We start from the raw sequence: 4,831 nt of genomic DNA, 5'->3' as shown, positions 1-4,831 counted from the left end.
TCAACACGGAACGGATCCACCCAATTGGGTCGATCCGTTCCTCGCTCATTGTGCGTGCGTCGCCGGCCAGGGCGCCCTTTCGCTGGCCGTGCGTACGCAAGCCGACGATGATACGTGCGTGCGGGCGTCCGCAGCGCCCGGCACGAGGTCGCGCTGCGAGCCGACCGGCCCGCTGATATTGAGCTGCGGCTGTCAGGTGGCAGGAGTGGAGGGTCTCGTCGCGTGGGGCGAGTGGTGTCGGCGGGGTCGTGGGTGCTCGGCGTTGTCGGGACGGCACGGGCGAAGGTCCGGCCGGTGACGGTCCTGTCAGGCTGATAGGCGAGGGCTGGGTACCTCAAGTCCGTTGATGGGTCGCGGGTCGGCCGTCCAGGAGCGGGCGAGGCCAGCACTTGGGTTTCGGGTCGCTCATAGCAGGCTCGAGGGCCCGCGCACACTCGCGCGTCGGCGCTGGCCTGGCGACGCGCCAGTACGACGTCAGGCGTGGGGATCGCCGGTGGTGGCGGGCGGCTTCGACCAGCATCCCGGCCCATGCGGCGGGCCGGGCCTGGTGATCGCGCCGTGATGGTGGGGTCCAACGTGGTGCGGCGCTGGCCCCACACCCGCAAGCCTCGTGGTCGACACCTCCCTGGTCGCAGCGTCGCGCTGCGCCGCGTGGGTCTGGGCAGCATGGACGTCGAGGCCGGCAAAGATCACACTGTGCGCCATAGTCGGCACCTCCCATGACTGGGGTACCAACCCGAGGCCCATCCTCGGGCTGGGCAGTCCCCGCACACTTCATGCGCGGGGTGCCGACCGGCCAACTTTCAACCAGCACGCTGCTCCATAGCTCTAGGGTGCAGCCTCGATGACCATGCGATGGGCGACCAGGGACGAGCGCCCCGACCTGCCGGGCATCCCGTCGCGGGATGTGTGGCCCGAGTACAACCTGCACGGCGACGTGGTCGGCAGGATGTGGCATCGCCTCTACGACGACGTGGAGCATTTGCAGTCGGTCGGCTGGGACGACGCGACGGGGGACGTCCTGGTCGAGACCAACGCGATCGCGTGCGTGTGGGACGGGACCGACGCCGACCTCGCGCCAGGGATCGACGCCGTCGTTCGGCGTGCGTTCGCCGAGCTCGCCGCCGGCCGTCCCCCTACGGTCCTGTGCGCGCTCGCGGCGCAGGTCGCGCCGGCGGCCCGGTCCCGCGGCCTCGCTGCGGAGGCCCTGCGCCAGATGCGCCGGGTAGCCGCGGTCAACGGCCTGACCGCCGTGATCGCGCCCGTCCGACCGTCATGGAAGGAGCGCTACCCGCTGGTCCCGATCAACGACTACGTGACCTGGCGCCGGACCGACGGTCTGTTGTTCGATCCCTGGATGCGCGTGCACGAGCGCCTCGGTGCGCGCATCGGGCCGGCGCTGCCCCGATCGCTGCGCATCACCGGCACCGTCGTCGAGTGGGAGGCGTGGACCGGCCTGCCGCTCCCGGTGTCGGGGACCTACGTGTTCCCGCACGGGCTGGCCCCGCTGGAGGTCGACCGCGACGCCGATCGCTGCACGTACTGGGAGCCCAACGTCTGGTTCATCCACGAGGCGTGACCGACAGCGCCGTCCGGTCACCGCCCCAGCAGGCGGGGCACGTCGCGCGCGAGGTCCTCGACGAACTGGAAGGTGCCCGCGGGCCGGGCGTTGAACAGCAGGTTCGCAAGCTGCAGCGCCTGGCGATGTCAGTCGCTCGCGCTTGGCGGTGTCGGTGGGCGTCCACGGCCGCCGCCGCTCGTAGCCGCGCCGGAACGCCGTCGCGGCGGCGCTCGTGGTGGTCGTCGTGGTCGAGCACAACCTTCGCGATCGCGAGATCCTGCTCCTCCGACCCCAGATCGCGTCCTGGAAGTCGATCGGGACGACACGGCGATGGCGGACCAGCGGGTTGCGTGGGTAGAAGTCGACGTGGAGCAGGTGGGCGGCTTCACCACGATCACGCCAGAGCCGGTCGATGCCCTCTTGCGCCCACGCCTCTGCGAACAGCGCGCCACGTTCCGCCAGGACGTCGGGCAGGCGGAAGTAGCAGACACGGTCGGCCCTGAGCACTGGGCGGCGTTCACGCCACCGAGGCCCATCGCAAGGGCGTGCAGGGCGGCGAGCACCTCGCCGGCCGCGGCGACCAGATCGAGGTCTTGCAGCCGGCCGTGCAACGTCCGACCCTCCTGCCACGTGAACAGCACGCACGCGCGGGCACCGGGGCACCAGGGGTCTCCACCCTCGCCCACGCGGGGCCAGCGCGGGTCCGGACGACCTGTGGCGGCGCGACCGCCGTGTCGGCGGCCAGCGCCGCGGCCCAGACCGCCTCGACCTCGGCGATCTGGTTGGTGTTGAGGTGCCACCGCGACCCGACCCGTAGTGCGTACCGCCTGCCGTCGGTCCCGTCGATGCGGAACGTCGTGTTGAACGCTGGGCCTGGCGCACGCGCGCCACGTCGATGTCGTGGTGCGCCATGGCGAGCGGGACCAGGCCTCGCAGCCTGCGGGCCTGTCCGGCCGCCGTCAGGTCCTCGAACGCGGTCCGTCCCACCCACCACCCCTGGACGACACCGTGCACCGCTGCCGGGGGTCATGACGACTGCGATCCTGCGTCCGCTGCGAGGGCGTCGACGAGCCGGGCGAGCAACGTGACGAGCTGGACGTAGCCATGATCGCCGCCCAGCGCGTCGACCACCCGCCCGCGTACCGCATCGACCTGTGTGGCCGCCCGTTCGTGCACCGCCGCGCCGGCGTCGGTCAGGCGCAGCCGCCCATCGTCACCCGCCACCACCAGTCCACGACCGATGAGGTCGTCTAGGACGATGGCGATGTCGGCGCCCGTGTCGAAGCGGCGGAGCGCCTCCGCGAGGGAGCCGCGATACGCGGGCCCGCGGGACAACGACGTCAGCAGTTGCCACCGGCGCCGGTCGACGTCGGCGGTGCCGAACGCCTCGTCGAACGCCGCCGTGATGTGTGCGTCCGCCTCCTTCAGCCACCATCCGATCGGCCGTGACAGCGCCTGCTGGTCCATGCGCGCTCCTCCCACGTACGGCGCGCCGTAGTGTGCACCGCGGCGTGGGTCGCGTCAGGTGGTCGGGTGAGACGGCCCGCCGTGTGGTACGTCAGACGGGGACCATGAACCCGGATCGGAGGTCGACGTGCGACTCGACGACGCAACGTTCATCGTGACCGGCGGGGGCTCGGGGCTTGGGGCCGCGACGGCCAGGGCGTTGGCCGCGGGTGGGGCGAACGTCGTGCTCGCTGACGTCAACGTCGACGCGGGCACGTCGACCGCGGCGGAGATCGGCGACCGCGCCCGGTTCGTCGAGGCCGACGTGACGGGCGAGGCGGGCGGACAGGGAGCGGTCGAGGCCGCGATGGAGACGTTCGGCGGCGTCCGGGGACTCGTCAACTGCGCCGGCATCGCGACCGCCACGCGGGTGGTGGGGCGCGACGCGCCGCAGCCCCTCGAGGAGTTCACGACGGTCATCACGGTGAACCTGATCGGCACGTTCAACATGATCCGGCTCGCCGGAGCCGCCATGCTCACCAACGAGCCCAACGACGCGGGCGAGCGCGGGGTCATCGTCAACACCGCCTCGGTCGCGGCCTTCGACGGCCAGATCGGTCAAGCCGCCTACTCGGCGTCAAAGGGCGGCGTGGCGGCGATGACACTGCCAGTGGCCCGTGAGTTCGCGCAGCACGGCATCCGGGTCGTCACGATCGCGCCGGGGATCTTCGACACCCCGATGATGGCGGGACTGCCCGAGAAGGCGCGCGAGTCGCTCGGCAGCCAGGTGCCCTTCCCGAGCCGGCTGGGCCGTCCCGACGAGTACGCCGCGCTCGCTGTGCACATCGTCGCCAACGAGATGCTCAACGGCGAGGTCATCCGCCTCGACGGCGCGATCCGCATGACCCCGAGGTAGCGCGAGACGAGCGTGTAGCCAGGTCCTCGATATCGACGACTCCGCTACACGCGCGAGCCTGCGAGCGCGGCGCGGATGTCGCGGACGAAACCTTTCCAGTCGTGATCGAGCCGATACCAACCGATCCGCAGGCAGTTCCACCCCGCTTGGCGGTATGCCTGGTCCTTGCGGTGGTCGAGGTCGATCGCGCGCTGCGTCCCGTGGTGCGCGAGTGAGTCACACTCGATGCACACCCGTCTCAATGCAAATGTGATGTCAGGATGCAGGATCCGGTCCTGCGGTTCGACCATCACCGGCGCCGGCACATCGTCAGGCGCAAGCCCGACCGAGGCGAGGCGACGGTGCACGACGTCGGTCAACGTCGAGTCGGCCCCGGTCCGAGCGACGTCACGCGCGATGACAGCCAGCAGCCTGGAACCGGGAACACCGGGATGCAGCGCAGCCCGCTGGGCGACCGCCGTGGGGTCGGCGATGCGGCGTTGCCGCGCGTCGATCAGTGGCGTCCGCAGACGTACCGATCCGCCGGTCCGCCCCAGGTCCATGAAGCACCGTGGGACCGACGCGACGGCCAGGCGATCGCGCACCGAACGGTCGTCGTCGATCAGCGTCCGGGACCGGATGACACGGACGCCCTGCAGCCGCCTGACGCTGGTGGTCCACTCCGCGACCAGCTCGATCGTAGGCGGAGCGCGGTCGACAACACCATGGAGGAACAGACCTGTCCGTGCTGTCACGAGCGCGCCCCCACCGACCTCGAGCAATGCGGCGCTGACGTGCGTGCGCAGCGTCGGCTCCGTCCCCGGCAGCAGGCGAACGGTGCGGTGGAGCAATGGCCACGCCTCGCGGCGGACCCGTGCATCGAACGTCGACAGCGGGACCCCGGCCTCGAGCGCCTGGTGGCGGGCGAC

4 protein-coding genes are annotated in these 4,831 nt (G+C 71.2%); 2 read left to right on the top strand and 2 right to left on the bottom strand.

Annotated elements, in window-relative coordinates:
• Positions 1-844 precede the first annotated feature (844 nt).
• Positions 845-1,579, top strand: a complete 735-nt coding sequence (locus tag VK923_13620) for a hypothetical protein (protein ID HSJ45713.1) — start codon at positions 845-847, stop codon at positions 1,577-1,579.
• A gap of 1,008 nt (positions 1,580-2,587) precedes the next feature.
• On the opposite strand, the gene VK923_13615 is transcribed toward VK923_13620, so the two are convergent.
• Positions 2,588-3,028: a MarR family winged helix-turn-helix transcriptional regulator gene (locus VK923_13615; protein HSJ45712.1), complete on the bottom strand. Its 441-nt coding sequence runs from the start codon at positions 3,026-3,028 to the stop codon at positions 2,588-2,590.
• Between the two features lie 127 nt (positions 3,029-3,155).
• On the opposite strand from VK923_13615, the gene VK923_13610 reads away from it, so the two are divergent.
• Positions 3,156-3,923, top strand: coding sequence for an SDR family NAD(P)-dependent oxidoreductase (locus VK923_13610; GenBank protein ID HSJ45711.1), 768 nt, complete (start codon positions 3,156-3,158; stop codon positions 3,921-3,923).
• 44 nt (positions 3,924-3,967) lie between these two features.
• On the opposite strand, the gene VK923_13605 is transcribed toward VK923_13610, so the two are convergent.
• Positions 3,968-4,831: hypothetical protein (locus VK923_13605; GenBank protein ID HSJ45710.1), on the bottom strand; the 864-nt coding region annotated here is incomplete at its 5' end.

It is taken from the genome of Euzebyales bacterium (genome assembly GCA_035461305.1).
Taxonomy (GTDB): Bacteria; Actinomycetota; Nitriliruptoria; order Euzebyales; family JAHELV01; genus JAHELV01.
Note: the sequence above shows the minus strand (reverse complement) of the source record. Positions and strands in the feature narration are given on the sequence as shown.

What these genes read in the sequence shown, in the direction of transcription:
- VK923_13620 (HSJ45713.1), top strand. Translation starts at nt 845, where the DNA reads ATGACCATGCGATGGGCGACCAGGGACGAGCGCCCCGACCTGCCGGGC.
- VK923_13615 (HSJ45712.1), bottom strand. Translation starts at nt 3,028, where the DNA reads ATGGACCAGCAGGCGCTGTCACGGCCGATCGGATGGTGGCTGAAGGAG.